General features: G+C 68.8%; 1 protein-coding gene. It reads left to right on the top strand.

The features are described from left to right. Positions 1–324, top strand: a 324-nt coding sequence (locus B2W55_RS02915; protein WP_291532181.1) for an aminotransferase class III-fold pyridoxal phosphate-dependent enzyme, incomplete at both ends; no start/stop codon positions are given.

Here is a 324-nt window from a genome sequence, read left to right as displayed (position 1 = left end):
CGACGATGAATCGGAGGCCGCCTTCGTGGCGCGGCTCGCCGCCGAACTCGAAGCCGAATTCCAACGGCTCGGCCCTGAGAATGTCGCGGCCTTCATCGCCGAGCCGGTGGTCGGCGCTACCGCCGGCTGCGTGCCTGCGCCGGAGGGTTACTTCAAGGCGGTGCGCGATATCTGCAATCGCCACGGCGCGCTCCTGATCCTCGACGAGGTGATGTGCGGCATGGGCCGCACTGGCACGCTGCATGCCTGGGAGCAGGAAGGCATCGCGCCCGACATCCAGGCGATCGCCAAGGGTCTCGGCGGCGGCTATCAGCCGATCGGCGC

It is taken from the genome of Bradyrhizobium sp. UBA2491, from assembly GCF_002341725.1.
GTDB lineage: Bacteria > Pseudomonadota > Alphaproteobacteria > Rhizobiales > Xanthobacteraceae > Bradyrhizobium.
Note: the sequence above shows the minus strand (reverse complement) of the source record. Positions and strands in the feature narration are given on the sequence as shown.